Here is a 14816-nt window from a genome sequence, read left to right as displayed (position 1 = left end):
TCCTGTGTTTGTCGCATGCTGCCCGGGCGATTTCCGCCGCCAGGCCCGCATGTGTGGAAACCTGTTGTCTTTACCGCTCCCAGCCCATTGCGGGCTGTCGGGAGCCAGCTCAGGACGCAGTCAGAATGCGTGCCTGCTCCGGCCCTGCAATGATTGCCAGCGACGCGATGTCGATGAAAAGCCCGTGCTCGACGACGCCGGGAATGGCATTCAGCTCCCCCGCGAGCGCATCTGCATCAGGAATACGGCCAAAAGATGCATCGAGAATGAGGTGTCCACCGTCGGTCTTGAAGGCGCCGTCGTGCGATTGACGCACGGCGATTTCGCCGGAAAGGCCGAGCCGCGAAGCGACTTTCTCGATCGCGATCCGCGTTGCCACCTGACCGAAGGGATTGACCTCGATCGGCAGCTTGAAGGCACCGAGGACCTCGACCACCTTCGATTCGTCGGCGATCACGATCATTCGCTTCGACGTGCTCGCGACGATCTTTTCGCGCAGCAATGCGCCGCCGCCGCCCTTGATCAGCCGCAGCCGGCCATCGACCTCGTCGGCGCCGTCGATCGTCAGGTCCAGTTCCGGCAGCTCATCGAGCGATTTCAACGGCACACCGAGTTCGAGGCAGAGCCGCGCCGTGCGCTCCGAAGTGGGAACGCCTTCGATACGGAAGCCGGAGGCGACCTTCTCGGCCAGCAGCCGGACAAATTCCTCAGCCGTGGAGCCCGTACCGATGCCGAGGCGCATGCCGTCTTCGACATATTCCAGAGCCGCAGCCGCGGCTTTGATTTTCATTTCGCGGGCGTCCATGCGCCAGTCGCTCCCTTGTAATTCCGACGGACGGCTTTGCTGCAAGCAGCGAACGGCCGGCCCGTTTTCCGCTGAGACACTTACACGCCCGGCGACGCAAACAAAAGTCAAAATGAAATTGCCGCCAAGGATTCCGCAGGACTTGGGACATGTACTCCCCATTGCATTCTGCTGTCACTTCGCCTACCCGAACGGCAACGTTTCCGGTGCCATGAGGTTTTTCGGTGTCATCTCCCATAGTCGTCTTCGATCTCGATGGAACGCTTGTCGATACCGCGCCGGACCTGGTCGCGAGCCTCAACCATGCGGTGACCCAGGCCGGCATCGCACCGGTCGGCTATGCGGATCTGACCCATCTTGTCGGGCACGGCGCACGCGCCATGATCGAGCGCACCTTCGCGCTCCGGCAAAAGCCGCTCGCTGAAGACGTCCTGGAATGGCAGCTCAAGGAGTTCGTCGATTTCTACCACGGCTCGATGCCCGGCGATTCGCTGCCCTATCCGGGCCTCATCGACGCGCTCGACCGGCTCTCCGGCGCCGGCTTCAAGCTGGCGGTCTGCACCAACAAGCCGGAAAAGCTGGCAACGCGCCTGCTCGAACGCCTGGGGCTGATCGAACGCTTCGCCGCGATTTCGGGTGGCGACACTTTCGAAGTGCGCAAGCCGAATGCCGAGCACCTCCTGAGAACCGTCACCAATGCCGGCGGCTCGGCCGAACGCTCGGTGATGGTCGGCGACAGCCTCAACGACTTCCTCGTCGCGCGCAATGCAGCGGTGCCGTCGATTGCGGTTCCTTTCGGCTACTCGGACGTCCCCGTCGAAAGCCTCGAACCGACGAAAATCATCAGCCACTTCGACGAGCTGACACCGGAACTGGTCTCGGCGCTGCTCGAAGCCCGATGATCGAATAGAAAAAAGGCCGCTCGAAGCGGCCTTTTCTTATTCTTGTGTCTTATCCTTCGGCCCTGCGGGCGCCGCGCGTCGCGTCAAAGGCGCGGTTCATGTACATGTCACGCTCATAGACGTCGTCGAAATACTCGACGACACCATCCTTGTTCGGCCAGGCCGTGAAGTAGGCGACATAAACCGGCACCTTCACCGGAACCTGCAGCGCCTTGTTGCCGCCGCCGGCAATCTCCTTGCCGACGTCCTCGACGCTCGTACCGAGCACGGCCGCCGCCATCAGGCGAGGATCGGCAAGCCGCACGCAACCGTGGCTGAGTGCCCGGTTGTCGCGCTTGAAGAAGCTCTTCGACGGAGTGTCGTGCATGTAGATCGCATGCGCGTTGGGGAACAGGATTTTCAGCTCGCCGAGCGCGTTGTCGCTGCTCGGCGGCTGGCGTACTGCGACCGAAGCGGTCGAGCCGTTCCAGTTGACCGACGCCGACGGAACCGGCCGGCCGCCGACTTCGACCTGGTAGCCCATGCGATCGAGATAGTTCGGGTCGCTGCGGAGCTTCGGCAGCATCTCGTTGACGATGATCGACTGCGGCACGCCCCAATACGGATTGACCTCGACGGTCTGGATCTCGTCCTGGAAGAAATAGGTCTGGTTCGTCTTCGAGCCGACGACCACGCGCATCGAGAACTGCTCGGCGCCCTGGTCGGTATAGGTCGCGGTGAAGGCCGGCTGGTTGATGAAGACGTAGCGGCCGCCGAGGCCATCCGGCAGCCAGCGCGCCTGCTCCATGGCGATCTCGAGCTTGTTGATCTTGTTCGCCACGCTGTCGCCACCCGTCAGGATGCGCACCGACGCCTGGCCGACGACGCCATCAGCCTTCAGCCCGTGTTCCTTCTGGAAGGCCTCGACCACGGTTACCAGTTCCGGCGTGTATTCCGGCGCTCCCTGGTAAGCGGCAAGAACCGCCGCATGTTCGGTCTTCAGCGCTTCCGAGCCCTTGAGGCGAATACCGGCAATGATGTTGGCGAGCTCGGGATTGCTCTGGCCCGGCTTCAGCAGCGTGCCGGGCGCGATCTCGACGCGCTGCTCGGCGCCTGTTTCCGCCCTCAGCTTCTCCAGTTCGACGGAGAGTGCCGCAAATTGCGCGCTCTTCGGGTTCTGGTCGTTGAGAAGCGTGGCGACGTCGTTGCTCGCAGACAGCTTGTCGAGAAGCGGGGCGAGTTCGACAGTCTTGCGCTTGAAGTCGTGGTAGCCGGAGATCTTGTTCGGATCGATGCGGCCGCGCACGGTGTCCTGCGCATAGGTCAGCGTTGCCGCCGACAGCGCGATTTCGAACTGCAGCAGCTCCTTTTCGCGCGCGATCATGTCGCCGCGGTCGAAAGTGTCTGCCGGTACGTTGACGGCATAGTCCTGCGGGTCGAGGCCGACCTTGGCTGCATCGGCGAGAACGGCGACCGCCGCCTTTGCCTTGGAGTTCACGCCTTCGGCGCCGATCCAGATGTAATCCATGCGGGCGCCGTAATGGGCTTCGACCGCCTTGGCGACGTCGCCGGACGCGCGAACGTTGATATCCGGCAGGAACTGCCGCGCGTCGGCAAGCGGCGTGCGCAGCATCGGCGGCAGCGCATCGTTGCGCACGGAGCCGGTAACGACCGGATCGAGCAGCTTGTCGGTCGAGATGCGACGCAGCGGCTCCGCCTTGTAGGTGTAATATTTGGGGCCCGTGACCTTCGGCAGCGGCTTGGCCGCCTGCTGCGGGTCGACCATCGTGCCCATGCCCGGCAGCGGCTGGGTCGGCTGAACCTGCTGAGCCTCGGTCTTCTTCCGGCCCGCCCGGATGAAATCGCCAAATGTGAAGGCCGAAGCCGGCCGCGCATCCATGGTCGCGATCGCACAGCCGCTCATGAGCGCCACGACCGCTGCCGTCTTAATTACTCTCATATGAAACTACGTCCCCGTATCGCGTTGTCGCCGAATTCGACTGAAGCCAGATTCTCGCCACGCCCTCGTGCACTGAAAGTTATAGAAAAGGATGGTGAATGAAAAGGAAACGCGCCCGCGAACATCGACCTTGAATCTCCTTCCTCGTCCCTGCAAACGCCTCGATTCCATAACGTTCGAAGGGGGATAAAAATTTGATCCATATGGATTTTATTTCAGCGGGAGGTCATGGGCCGGTTGCAGCCGCCGATCGGCGGCTAAAAAGAACGCCGCGCCTGTGACCGAAACATCACAACGGCGCCCGCGGCCCGCAAGCGACCGAATCACCATCGTTCCGGGCCGGCCTTGTTGCACGTCAACGTTTCAAACGATTGTAGCATGGCAAGCCGAGCCACGCCCCTTTACAAGCTCCGGCAGGCGGGGCAGAGAGAGGCCCGGCACCCTGGGGAGATGCGCCACCCGGCCCCTCGCCCAGGCTTCATGAACCGCATGATCCAAGGCAGGTATCACGATGACATCGACGCGCACGGAAACAGACACGTTCGGCCCCATCGAAGTGGCAAGCGACCGCTATTGGGGCGCCCAGGCCCAGCGCTCGCTCGGCAATTTCAAGATCGGTTGGGAAAAGCAGCCGGCCTCGATCGTCCGGGCGCTCGGCATCGTCAAGCAGGCAGCTGCCCGCACCAACCAGGCGCTCGGCCGTCTGGATTCCACCGTCGCCGATGCCATCGTCAAGGCATCGCAGGAAGTGATCGACGGCAAGCTCAACGACCATTTCCCGCTCGTCGTCTGGCAGACCGGTTCGGGCACCCAGTCGAACATGAATGCCAACGAGGTGATTTCGAACCGCGCCATCGAACTGCTCGGCGGCGTCATGGGCTCGAAGAAGCCGGTGCATCCGAACGATCACGTCAACATGAGCCAGTCGTCGAACGACACCTATCCGACGGCGATGCACATCGCCTGCGCAGAACGGGTGATCCATGACCTGCTGCCGGCGCTGAAGCATCTGCATAAGGCGCTGGAAGCCAAGGTCAAGGCATTCGATCACATCATCAAGATCGGCCGCACCCACACCCAGGATGCAACGCCGCTGACGCTCGGCCAGGAATTTTCCGGCTACTCAGCCCAGGTCGCCTCCTCGATCAAGCGCATCGAGATGACGCTGCCCGGCCTTTGCGAACTGGCCCAGGGCGGCACGGCCGTCGGTACCGGCCTCAACGCACCGGTCGGATTTGCTGAAAAGGTTGCCGACGAGATCGCCAAGATCACCGGCATTGCCTTCACCTCGGCGCCGAACAAGTTCGAGGCGCTCGCCGCCCATGATTCCATGGTCTTCAGCCATGGCGCGATCAACGCGACGGCTGCAGCCCTCTTCAAGATCGCCAACGACATCCGCTTCCTCGGCTCCGGCCCGCGCTCCGGTCTCGGCGAACTGTCGCTGCCTGAAAACGAGCCTGGCTCGTCGATCATGCCCGGCAAGGTCAACCCGACCCAGTGCGAAGCGCTGACCCAGGTCTGCGTCCAGGTCTTCGGCAACCACGCCGCCCTCACCTTCGCCGGCAGCCAGGGCCACTTCGAGCTCAACGTCTTCAACCCGCTGATGGCCTACAACTTCCTGCAGTCGGTGCAGTTGCTTTCCGATGCGGCCGTGTCCTTCACCGACAACTGCGTCGTCGGCATCGAGGCACGCGAAGACAACATCAAGGCGGCACTCGACCGCTCACTGATGCTGGTCACCGCCCTCGCCCCGAAGATCGGCTACGACAACGCTGCCAAGATCGCCAAGACCGCCCACAAGAACGGCACGACGCTGCGCGAAGAAGCCGTCGGCGGCGGCTACGTGACGAACGAAGAGTTCGACGCGATCGTGCGCCCCGAAACGATGATCGGCCCGGCCTGATCCATTTTGACACACCACGGCGCCTCAACGGCGCCGTGGGTTCAAGTCGCAAACGCTAGGATAGATCGGCGGGAATGGCCGCAGTCGATCGAACTGCGGTGCACCGCGGCGGCAAATATTAAGACTTCGCAAATCATTTGCCCCTAAAAATCATAACCCGTAAGCAGTGATTAATATTAGGGGGTTTGCACATGCAAACGGCAAACTCGGGCAAAGCACAGACGCCCGATATCGCAGCGCAAGTAACCCATGCCATGCGCATGATGGGTGTCGCGCCTATCCCCCGCAACTACGAGCTCTATTACGAAGCCTATCTCGGCTCCAACCCGCAGCTCTCGAAAGAACTCGCGGCGCTCGGTAGCCGCGCGACCCAGGAAGAGCTGGATGCGATCGGCGCGCAGTACTTCAGCCACATCCACCGCTCGACCGGCATCGAGCGCGCCCACACGACGCTTGCAGCCAAACTCGCCGAACTCGTCACCCTTTTGAAGGACGAGCAATACGCGCTCGAGAATTACAACAAGGTTCTCGACGAAGCCTATGTCAACATCGTCAGCAAGAGTGCATCGAGCGCCGATATCCTGCGCCATGCAATCGGCATCCTGACCGAGGCGACCGCCGAGACGATGAGCCAGGGCAAGGAGCGCGTGCAGACGGTCGTGCAGAAATCCTTCGAGATGGAAGTCATCCGGCAGGAACTCGACGAGTACAAGCGCATCGCCAACACGGATTCGCTCACGCGTCTCGCCAACCGGCGCGCCTTTGACGACAATCTGGCGGCCGTCTACAACAATGAGCACCTGAGAAATTACACCGGCCTGCTCGTTGCCGACATCGACCATTTCAAGAAGGTCAACGACACCTTCGGCCATCCGGTCGGCGACAAGATCCTCGCGACCGTCGGCGGCGTCCTTCGCGCCAACCTGCGCCGTGAGGCGTTCGTTGCCCGCACCGGCGGCGAGGAATTTGCCATTATCCTTGGCGACAGCACCCAGGAAGAATGCCTGCAGATCGCCGATCGCATCCGCACGGTTCTTGCGGCAACGCCCTTCCGCAATTCGAAGACCGGTGTCAACTACGGCCCGATCACGCTTTCCGTTGGCGTCTGCATGGCGACCGCAGCAGAAGACCCTGTCGATCTCTACAACAAGGCGGATATCGCGCTCTATTCGGCCAAGAATGGCGGGCGCAACAAGACCGTTCTCTTTGAAGACGGCATGCGCAAGGAATCCGGCCGCAACTGGCTGATCTATCGACGCTGACCTACGGCGCTCTGCGATCGAACTGACAATCGGCGCTCTTCATGGGCGCTTTTTGTTTGCCGGTGCTCGGGCATGCGTGAAGGCACCGCCCGCTCTGAACGCTGCGAGGCAGCCGACTAGTGGCCGCAGGCATCCGCGCCCGCCGCCCGCGCGATCGCGATCAGCTCCGGCCGGTACTCGAAATGCATCGTATCGAAGTGGTACCAGCGGCCACCCCAGATGAAGCCGTGCTTCTCGAAAATCTCGACGATATCCAGCGGATAGCGGTTGCGATAGCCGTGCACCCCCTTTCCGGACCAGCGCCAGTAATCCGCAAAGCCCGTATTGAGATCGATCGCCGCGCCGAAGCTATGGACCGACAGCGTGGCAGCACCGGCAATCGGCCGCCAGTTGAAGGTGCCGGCGCTTGGGCTGAGATAGCGTTTGAGTTCGGCATGTCGCGAAAGATCAGCGGCGATCGCCTTCAGCGCCGCGGCCGTTCCGTGCTTCCGCGTCACCTGCAGCCGCTCGCCGAACCAGTCCACAGTGACGAGATCCCGCCTGACAGCCGTAGCACTGCTGCCATAGAGCCGCTTCAACAGTGCTTCGCTGCGGATGCGACCCGGATCGAAATCGACGGCCGGCGCTTTCGCACACGCGCCCAGCGGATAGATCTGTGACAGGCTGTCCTCGATATCCGCCGCGGCCAGTTTCTCGGCATGGCTCTTCTTCTTGCCGTCGTCGATGGAGAGCGGCACCCCACCATCCCGCAGAACCAGGACATTGCCGTCGATCCGCTCGATGGCATCGGGGTAGGCCGTAGCCAGCAGGCTGAGCTTCTCGGATAGACTGGGCTCGCCGGCTGTCGCCTTGCCGGCCAAGAGAGCGAAAAGGAGTGCTGATGCACCTGTCAGAGCCTGCCGCCGCACCCTCGCCTCCACCCGCGCGCTTCGCTGAGATGGCGACCGTACCGGTCGGCCCCCGCAGCAGCCTACCACATGGTCTTGGCTGCGCGCTCCGGCCATTCGCGGTCATAGGTTTCGCGGTCGAAATCCGTCTTGGCAGCCTTCAGCAACGTGCCGGGCGTCGGCAGCGATGCCGGATCGAGGAAGCGTTCCGGGTTCCAAAGCTGCGCGCGCATCACCGCACGGGCGCACTGAAAATAGACTTCACCGATGGTCACGACAATCACGCTGCGCGGGTGCTTGCCGTCGACCTCGAAGCTATCGGTAAGCTCCGGATCGATACTGAGGACGGCTGTGCCGTTGATGCGCATCGTCGTGTTCGAGCCGGGGATCAGGAACATCAGCGCCACGCGCGGGTCACGCACGATATTGGCGAGCGAATCGACCCGGTTGTTGCCGCGCCAGTCGGGAAGCAGCACCGTCTTGTCGTCGGCGATCCGAACGACGCAATCGTCGTCACCGCGCGGCGAACAATCGAGCCCCTCCGGCCCGACGGTTGCGAGCGCGCAGAAGGGCGAAGCCTCGATCATCAGCCGATACTCCGCCGTCAGCGTTTTGGTGACCTTGGCCACCGATGCTTCGCTAACACCGCCATAGAGCGCGTTGAGTTCCTCGACCGTGGTGATGACCGACATGCCGTCCTCCAATACCGAAAGATCTCCGGATCGATGGCAGGGCGCGGATTGCGAAGCGATTCCGGAGGCTAAAGCGACCCTTTGACCGATAGCATGACAGTCTGATGACGGCAGCAACGAAAAATAGTCAGGCGGCGGCTTTTTGATCTTCCGCGTGTATGAAGGCATTGATCCGCGCGATCACGGGTGCGGCCGAGACGATGCGGCGATGGCCGAAGCCGTTTGCCCAAAACATCTCCACGTTCGGCCCAGCGGCTGCATAGCGGCGGGCATGATCGGCCGCGACCTCCTTGTCGTCCTCCGCATGGATGACCAGCGTCGGCACGGCGAGGACGCCGATGATCCGCGCGGCGTCGAAATCCTCGAGGCGTCTGCCGGCGAGACGCTCGACAACATCTTCGAAGGCCGCCTGCGTCTTCGGCGCCAGGCGAAGAATTTTGCCGAAACCTTTGAAAAGCCAAGTCATCTCGCTCGGCGCGCCGATCAGCACCAGCTTCTTCGCCACATGGCTGCGCACGTCGCAGACGATGCCGCCCGCCGCACAAGCAAGGCTTCCCCCGCCAAAGGAATGACCGACGCAGACATCGAAATTGCCGAAATGCCGCCAGGCGGCGTCGATCGCCCTGACCGCTGCAGGCATCGTGAGTGTGCGTCCCGGCGAACCGCCATGCCCCGGCCAGTCGAGCGTCACCACTTCAGCGCCGCCTTTGACGAGGCCATCGATCATCGCAGCCAAGTAGTCGCTGCGCGATCCCCAGCCATGCACGAGCAGGATGCGCTTGGCGTTGGCGGCATTGCGCGGAGCGGCGAACTGGCGTGCCAGCACCCAGCCGCCGGCATAGGAAAGCGTCACCGGCTGCCCCGTGGCGATCACGGGCGCCGCGGCCGCGAGCGCCGCCCTCTCCTTGGCGTTCTTAGGCTTCCGGCCGGGCGTCACGCTGAAAAGCTTGAAGGCAAGCCTGCCGGCGGCCTCGGGCGAGAACGCTGCCACGCCTTTCAGCGTGTGGCGGATGACCTTGATCGCAAAGGGTGCCATAGTGGGAATCTCTTGTTATGTTCAATGCTGAACATAATTGTACAACGTTGAACAAAAATCAAGTGACGACAGAACACCATTTCCCTTGGGATCACCCCCGTTTCCGCAGCTGGATCGCGGTTGCGCGCGCCTGCCAGCTCATGCAGCAGACGGTGACGCGCGAGATCGCCCATCTCGACATCAAGCCGCCACACCTCGATATCCTGATCAACCTCTACCGCTTCGACGGCATTTCGCAGCAGGAACTGGCACGCAAACTGCTGGTGGGCCGCTCCAACATGAGCATGCTGTTGCCGCAGCTGGAAAAGCGCGGCCTGATCCTGCGCCGCGGTGACGAGAAGGACAAACGGGTGCTGCGGTTGTCGCTGACACAGGAGGGCCGCAACCTTACGGAGGCAGCCATGGAGATCCACACGGCGCTGATCGAGAAATTGCTGGACGACGAGCCGTTGGAGGACTGCATGGTGGTCACCCGATCCATGGAGCGGCTGATCGGGATACTGCTGAAAGAAGAGGACGAACTGGCCTGACGACAGGCACAGTCGAGATCAGCGCGGCTTTTCCGTCTTGTCGCGCGACATGCCCTTCTCAGCGAGTTCCTGTTCATAAGCACCGAAGAGCTCTCCACCCTTCTCGCCGAGTTCGCGCAGATAGCTCCAGGTGAAGATGCCGGTATCGTGAAAATCGTCGAAACCGATGCGCACCGCGTAGTTGCCGGTTGGCTGCACTGAAATGATCTGCACGTTGCGCTTGCCGGGCACCGTCACCCGTTGGCCCGGCCCATGGCCCTGCACTTCGGCAGACGGCGATAGTACCCGCAGCATCTCCGCCGAGAGATCGAAGGATGCGCCATCGTTGAAGGCGACGACGAGCCGGTGGCGATCCTTGGAGACACGCAGTTCCGTCGGCCAGATTTCACTCATATTGCCTGCTCCTGTTCGCGAACGGCAAACGCGATGCCGTCCATTCGCCGTGATCCGCCTGAAAGCTTCATCGCACCTTGCTTGCTGAAACCTCCTATCCCTGATGCGGCTTTGACTTAGGGATGAGTATGCACTAGCGCAGAAATCGGCTGGCGAGAATTACCCTGCTCTTCCGATCAACACTTTGCGACAGTATGCGCCTTGACGCGAGCAGGTTCGACAACGACATTGAAAGGGCTGGGAGAAAGACGTTTTGAACACAGCCACGATAGACAGGTTCGGCGCCAGGCCGCTAGAGCAGAAGACCGTTCCAATGATCGACCCCTTCGGTCGGGCGATTACCTATCTGCGCGTGTCGGTCACCGATCGCTGCGATTTCCGCTGCACCTATTGCATGGCGGAACACATGACCTTCCTGCCGAAGAAGGATCTGCTGACGCTCGAAGAATTGCACCGGCTCTGTTCCGCCTTCATCGCCAAGGGCGTGCGCAAGCTGCGGCTCACCGGCGGCGAGCCGCTGGTGCGCAAGAACATCATGTTCCTGGTGCGTGAACTCGGCAAGGAGATCGAGGCCGGCCGGCTCGACGAGTTGACGCTGACGACCAATGGCTCGCAGCTCGCGAAATATGCCTCCGAGCTTGTCGAGTGCGGCGTCAAGCGCATCAACGTCTCGCTCGACACGCTCGACGCGGCGAAGTTCCACCAGATCACCCGCTGGGGCGACCTCTCCAAGGTCATGGAAGGCATCGACGCGGCCCAGGCTGCCGGCCTCAAGATCAAGATCAACGCCGTGGCGCTGAAAGGTTTCAACGACGCGGAGATCCCCGATCTCATGCGCTGGGCCCATGGCCGCGGCATGGACCTGACGCTGATCGAAACCATGCCGATGGGCGAGATCGAAGAAGACCGCACCGACCACTACATGCCGCTCTCCGAAATGCGCCGGCAATTGGAACAGAGCTTCACGTTCTCGGACATTCCCTATCGCACCGGCGGCCCTGCCCGTTATCTCGAGGTTGCAGAAACCGGCGGACGGCTCGGCCTTATCACGCCGATGACGCATAACTTCTGCGAAAGCTGCAACCGCGTCCGCCTCACCTGCACCGGCACGCTCTACATGTGCCTCGGCCAGAACGACGCGGCCGACCTGCGCACTGCGCTCCGGGCCTCCGAAGACGATGCCTATTTGAGCCAGGTGATAGACGAGGCGATCGGCCGCAAGCCGAAGGGCCACGACTTCATCATCGACCGGGAGCACAACCGTCCCGCCGTCGCCCGCCACATGAGCGTCACCGGCGGCTGACCGTCCCGCACGATACCAACTTTGGATGAACAACCGGCAGGCGGCCCCTCAACCGCCTGCCGGCACCTTCTCCCTCGCCAAGCGGGGAGAAGGGAATGTGGGGCACACGCTCGTGTCCCCACGTACTCCGCACAGATGCGTCGACGGCTTGCGCTTTCCGGCGACCTACATTGGGATGTCTTGCCGCAGTGCACGTCCCCTCGCCCCGCTTGCGGGGAGAGGGTTAGGGTGAGGGGCTGACAAGCCGGGCGGCAAGCCTTGAAAGCCGCCGTCGGAGGAACAGATCAGGCCGCATAGCTCCCGCGCCCCTGCGCCTGCGCACCCATTCCCTCCGTACCGGTGCGGAAGCGCTCGATCTTCTCGTTAAGCGCTTCCACCTGCCGGCGCAGCCCGTGGATCTCGGCGGTGTTCTCCTCGACCATCGCGGCGTTCTGCTGGGTGATCAGTTCGACCTCGTGCACGGCGGAATTGACCTCGTTGAGGCCGGTATATTGGTCAGCCGCCGAGGCCTCGATATTGCTGACGAGGTCGTGGATCGTGGTGATGTGACTGTTGATGACGGTGAGCGCATCGCCTGTCTCCTGCACGAGAGCCACGCCGCTCCGCACCTGTGCCGAGCTTTCCGAAATCAGCCCCTTGATCTCGCGGGCCGCTCCTGCGCAACGCTGGGCAAGCTCGCGCACCTCCTGCGCCACCACGGCAAAGCCACGTCCGGCCTCGCCTGCCCGCGCCGCCTCGACGCCGGCATTCAGCGCCAGGAGGTTGGTCTGGAAAGCGATCTCGTCGATGACGCCGATGATCGTGCTGATCTTCTCCGACGAGCGATTGATCTCCGCCATGGCGTCGATCGCCTTGGCGACCACCTGGCCGGAATGCTTGGCATAAGAATTGGTTTCGCCCACCGACACCGTCGTCTTGCGCGCACTTTCGGCCGTCGTGCGGACGATCTCCGTCAATTGCCGGAGCGCCCGCGAGCTTTCCTCGAGTGCGGCCGCCTGCTGCTCGGTACGGCGTGCCAGGTCGTCAGCCGACGACGCGAGATTGCCGGTGCCGCCGGTGATCTCGCCTGTAACGACACGCACGTCGGCCAGCGTCGCCCGCAGTGCCTCGACCGCATTGTTGTAGGTGCGCGCCATGATCACGTAGTCGGCCGGCAGGTCCTCCGCCATGCCTTCCTCGAGATTGCCGTCGGCGAGAGCTGCGAGAACATCCGAAAGCGCATTCAGCGCCTGCATCTGCTCGGCCTCGACACGGGCACGCTCCGCGGCGCGGCGCGCTTCTTCTTCTGCCGAAAGCGCACGCGCCGCCTCCGCCTCGCGCCCCAGCCGCACATTCTCGAGGGCATTGTCGCGGAACACGGCAACGGAGCGCACCATGTCGCCGATCTCGTCGCCGCGGTTGCGACCCTCGATGGCAACGTCGAGATCGCCGCCGGCAAGCCGCGTCATCGTTTCGGTCACGCGCTTCAGCGGGCCACGCAGCGTTTCGACCAGCATCAGGCCACCGATGATGGCGAGCAGCGTGCCGGCAATCATGGCGACGATCGAGACATCGGCCGAGCGCTGGCTGTCGACCTTGCCGGCTTCCTGCGCGCTGCTGACGAAACTCTCAAGCGTGGTGCTGGCAGTGGCCACGAGTGCCGAAGCTTCCGCCTTGGCCGCCAGCCAGCGGCCGCCGACGTCGATCAGTGCCGCGGTGTCCTTGTCGATGTTGCCGAGCGAGGGCCCAAGCTTCGCCGGAAGATCGCGAAGCGCCGCGTTCTTGCCGCCGAGTTCGCCGAGCTTGCCCGCCGTTTCGCGAACCGCCTGGATGTCAGCCATGACCGGCTCGCGGCCCGCGGCATCGAGCTTGCGGTGCAACTCGCTGATATGCAGCCGCGTGCTGTCGAGCCCCTTGAAGGTATCGCCCATCAGCGCGATGAGGGTCTTCAGTTGTGAAATCTCGGCATCCATGCCGACGAAGCGCTTGGCCGCCGTATCCGAGTTCTTGGCTGCCTCCTTGGCGAAGTCCGCTTCATATTTGGAGAACTTGCTGAGGATCGGCACCAGCGCGTTCTTCTTCGCCTCGCTGTCCTCGGTACCGGCAAGGATCGCCTGAACCTTGAGCGCCTGTTCCTTCACGTCGGCAATCGGCGCCTGCACCTTTTCCGAGGCAATCTTTTCGGCCTCATCGATCTGCTTCACGAGATGCGGCAGCAGCTTGCCCGCCTGGTCGATCTTGGCATCCGGATTGACGGCCATCGTGACCGGCAGTCGGAATTTCTTGATGCGCTCGGCCAGGCCCTGATAGGCGGCGGCATCGAAGAGCAGCGCCTTGGCGAAGGCTTCCTTCTCGCCGGATTCCTTGCGGATGATGTCGATCTGCTTGTAGGCACTGTTGCCCTGCTCGGTCATGTCGGCGAGCGCCGTTTCCAGCGATGCCGTCACCTGGTCCCGCTCGAGCTTGGTCACCCAGAGCTTGTCCGTCTGACTGCGCATCGCCTCACCCAGCGTCAGCACCGAGGCTATCTCTGCCTTGTCCTCACCGCGCGTCAGCAGGCTGTCCAGCGTCTTCACGCCGATTTCCTGCTCGTCGATCTGGCTCGCCAAAGCAGCGCGCGTTGCCTCGCTCGGCGCATCGGCAAAAGCCTGCAGCGCACTGCGGAGCGCCTGGAAGTCCGAGAGATTGTTGATGGTTTCCCGCGTCACGGTCATATGGCCGTTGAGCGTGCGGGCGGTAAAGAAGCCAATGAGACCAATACCGGCGATCAGCGCCACAAGCGGAACCACGAAAAGCAGAACCTTGGTGACGATCCGCAAGCGCTGCAGCAGGCGATCGATGAAAGACATTGCGCACCCCTGAATTATTCTTATGGGAAGCAGGCCCGCGCGGCGGCTTTTCTTGGTGGAAACACCGATGGGACGAGTGCCGAAGGCTTTCCAAGCCTGGGCAGACGTCCCTGGAATGGCCACCCTGCAAGGTTTGCTGCGGCGCCACCCCGCCGATCGCGTCATGCGAATGGATGCGGAATTGCAGCGACGATAGGCAGCGAAACTTAAGATTCCGCGAATAAGTTCATGTTCGCCGGCGGACATTTTAGAGCATTTCCCTTTCATGCTGGATCGTATCCGCATGAGTTGAAGTAGTTTCTGCATTCTTTTGGCGCGACGAGATGGACGAGCTTG

The 14816-nt window shown here is 62.5% G+C and carries 11 protein-coding genes and 1 pseudogene; 5 read left to right on the top strand and 7 right to left on the bottom strand.

The features are described 5' to 3' along the window. Window positions 1–109: 109 nt before the first annotated feature. Window positions 110–805 (bottom strand): ribose-5-phosphate isomerase RpiA, encoded by a 696-nt coding sequence (rpiA, locus tag ACTJKM_RS11875; protein ID WP_057248861.1) that lies wholly within the window; start codon window positions 803–805, stop codon window positions 110–112. 224 nt (window positions 806–1029) lie between these two features. Between rpiA and ACTJKM_RS11870 the strand changes: the two genes are divergently transcribed. Further along, window positions 1030–1707, top strand: a complete 678-nt coding sequence (locus ACTJKM_RS11870; RefSeq protein WP_058328292.1) for an HAD family hydrolase — start codon at window positions 1030–1032, stop codon at window positions 1705–1707. A gap of 49 nt (window positions 1708–1756) precedes the next feature. Here ACTJKM_RS11870 and ACTJKM_RS11865 read toward each other — a convergent pair whose 3' ends face one another. Beyond that, window positions 1757–3646 (bottom strand): L,D-transpeptidase family protein, encoded by a 1890-nt coding sequence (locus ACTJKM_RS11865; RefSeq protein ID WP_058328293.1) that lies wholly within the window; start codon window positions 3644–3646, stop codon window positions 1757–1759. A 450-nt stretch (window positions 3647–4096) separates the two neighbouring features. Here ACTJKM_RS11865 and fumC point away from each other — a divergent pair. Together fumC and ACTJKM_RS11855 are read left to right on the top strand one after the other, a co-directional pair. Next, window positions 4097–5549: pseudogene (fumC, locus tag ACTJKM_RS11860) on the top strand (class II fumarate hydratase). 191 nt (window positions 5550–5740) lie between these two features. Beyond that, window positions 5741–6811: a GGDEF domain-containing protein gene (locus ACTJKM_RS11855; protein ID WP_058328294.1), complete on the top strand. Its 1071-nt coding sequence runs from the start codon at window positions 5741–5743 to the stop codon at window positions 6809–6811. Between the two features lie 116 nt (window positions 6812–6927). Here the strand turns inward: ACTJKM_RS11855 and ACTJKM_RS11850 are convergent, their stop codons facing one another. From ACTJKM_RS11850 to ACTJKM_RS11840, 3 genes are all read right to left on the bottom strand, one after another. Beyond that, on the bottom strand, window positions 6928–7719 hold the full coding sequence (locus tag ACTJKM_RS11850; protein ID WP_440660365.1) for a M15 family metallopeptidase: 792 nt from the start codon (window positions 7717–7719) through the stop codon (window positions 6928–6930). Between the two features lie 62 nt (window positions 7720–7781). Beyond that, a complete protein-coding gene (locus tag ACTJKM_RS11845; protein ID WP_058328295.1) occupies window positions 7782–8390 on the bottom strand; it encodes a pyridoxamine 5'-phosphate oxidase family protein in 609 nt (202 codons plus the stop codon). Between the two features lie 127 nt (window positions 8391–8517). Then, entirely contained in the window at window positions 8518–9426 is a 909-nt protein-coding gene (locus ACTJKM_RS11840; RefSeq protein WP_057248855.1) for an alpha/beta fold hydrolase, read from the bottom strand. A gap of 17 nt (window positions 9427–9443) precedes the next feature. Here ACTJKM_RS11840 and ACTJKM_RS11835 point away from each other — a divergent pair, with 17 nt between their 5' ends. Continuing rightward, a complete protein-coding gene (locus ACTJKM_RS11835) occupies window positions 9444–9956 on the top strand; it encodes a MarR family winged helix-turn-helix transcriptional regulator (protein ID WP_093232993.1) in 513 nt (170 codons plus the stop codon). Between the two features lie 18 nt (window positions 9957–9974). Here ACTJKM_RS11835 and ACTJKM_RS11830 read toward each other — a convergent pair whose 3' ends face one another. Further along, window positions 9975–10349: a gamma-butyrobetaine hydroxylase-like domain-containing protein gene (locus ACTJKM_RS11830; protein WP_057248853.1), complete on the bottom strand. Its 375-nt coding sequence runs from the start codon at window positions 10347–10349 to the stop codon at window positions 9975–9977. Between the two features lie 253 nt (window positions 10350–10602). Here ACTJKM_RS11830 and moaA point away from each other — a divergent pair, with 253 nt between their 5' ends. Beyond that, window positions 10603–11652 carry a GTP 3',8-cyclase MoaA gene (gene moaA / locus ACTJKM_RS11825; RefSeq protein ID WP_082615752.1) on the top strand — a complete coding sequence of 350 codons (1050 nt, stop codon included), beginning with the start codon at window positions 10603–10605 and terminating at the stop codon, window positions 11650–11652. Between the two features lie 284 nt (window positions 11653–11936). Here the strand turns inward: moaA and ACTJKM_RS11820 are convergent, their stop codons facing one another. Then, window positions 11937–14480, bottom strand: coding sequence for a methyl-accepting chemotaxis protein (locus ACTJKM_RS11820; RefSeq protein ID WP_058328296.1), 2544 nt, complete (start codon window positions 14478–14480; stop codon window positions 11937–11939). Window positions 14481–14816: the final 336 nt, after the last annotated feature.

The sequence above is a fragment of the Ensifer sp. 22460 genome, assembly GCF_052044935.1.
GTDB lineage: Bacteria > Pseudomonadota > Alphaproteobacteria > Rhizobiales > Rhizobiaceae > Ensifer.
The sequence above is the reverse complement of the archived record's forward strand: the minus strand, read 5'-3'. Positions and strand labels throughout refer to the sequence as shown.

What these genes read in the sequence shown, in the direction of transcription:
- rpiA (WP_057248861.1), bottom strand. Translation starts at nt 805, where the DNA reads ATGGACGCCCGCGAAATGAAAATCAAAGCCGCGGCTGCGGCTCTGGAA.
- ACTJKM_RS11865 (WP_058328293.1), bottom strand. Translation starts at nt 3,646, where the DNA reads ATGAGAGTAATTAAGACGGCAGCGGTCGTGGCGCTCATGAGCGGCTGT.
- ACTJKM_RS11855 (WP_058328294.1), top strand. Translation starts at nt 5,741, where the DNA reads ATGCAAACGGCAAACTCGGGCAAAGCACAGACGCCCGATATCGCAGCG.
- ACTJKM_RS11845 (WP_058328295.1), bottom strand. Translation starts at nt 8,390, where the DNA reads ATGTCGGTCATCACCACGGTCGAGGAACTCAACGCGCTCTATGGCGGT.
- ACTJKM_RS11840 (WP_057248855.1), bottom strand. Translation starts at nt 9,426, where the DNA reads ATGGCACCCTTTGCGATCAAGGTCATCCGCCACACGCTGAAAGGCGTG.
- ACTJKM_RS11835 (WP_093232993.1), top strand. Translation starts at nt 9,444, where the DNA reads ATGTTCAATGCTGAACATAATTGTACAACGTTGAACAAAAATCAAGTG.
- ACTJKM_RS11830 (WP_057248853.1), bottom strand. Translation starts at nt 10,349, where the DNA reads ATGAGTGAAATCTGGCCGACGGAACTGCGTGTCTCCAAGGATCGCCAC.
- ACTJKM_RS11820 (WP_058328296.1), bottom strand. Translation starts at nt 14,480, where the DNA reads ATGTCTTTCATCGATCGCCTGCTGCAGCGCTTGCGGATCGTCACCAAG.